Source organism: Treponema sp. R6D11 (genome assembly GCF_054786075.1).
The window spans coordinates 1-633 of record NZ_BDHD01000670.1 but is presented as its reverse complement, the minus strand read 5'-3'; the positions used below and the strand labels follow the sequence as shown (position 1 = coordinate 633).

The window sequence follows — 633 nt, the reverse complement described above, 5'->3', positions numbered from 1 at the left end:
TGTAAAAGCTGTGGTAACAGACTTGTTCCATTCAACCGGAGTAGTGGAAGACCAGTTGACGGCTTTGCTTGAACCTACGGGATACAGAAGGTTCTGTCGGTATAAGGCAAGCGCCCAATCCGGTTGTAACACAAATATAGTAGCCGCCGGTTTTCCCGCCATAATCGAAGTAGCCGCTATTTGCGGCATTTCAGCCCAGCTTGCAATATTTTTTTCCGACATAGTAAAGTTATATTGCTGTAAAAGCCTTTTGCGGTAATCAAGCTGTTTCTCCTGAAACTCGCTTCCAACCCATTGGTTCGACGGCGGATTAGCTTTGGTATCGTAATATCTCCACCATAGACCGATGACAATGTTCATTCCCCTAAGCGTCCTTTCGATTGCGCCGGGAGCTTTTGGAACTTGCTGCGCAAAAACAGAGCTAACGCTGAAAAACATTACTGCAAGAACAATGCAAGCGATTAAAAAGATTTTCTTTCTCATTTTTTCCTCCTAAAAAATTAATTACTAAATATGCTATAAATAAAACAATTTATTCAATAAACATTTTCTGCAATTTTCAAAAAACAAATAAGCCGCCCGGGAAAACCTGACTCCCGGACGGACTTAAATATAGAGGAAGATGTTGAAGAG

1 protein-coding gene is annotated in these 633 nt (G+C 41.4%); it reads right to left on the bottom strand.

All coding sequences use genetic code 11. From position 1 onward, the window contains the following. On the bottom strand, window positions 1–483 hold a 483-nt coding region (locus tag ACYVTD_RS15390; protein ID WP_461248575.1), incomplete at its 3' end, for a hypothetical protein. Window positions 484–633 lie beyond the last annotated feature (150 nt).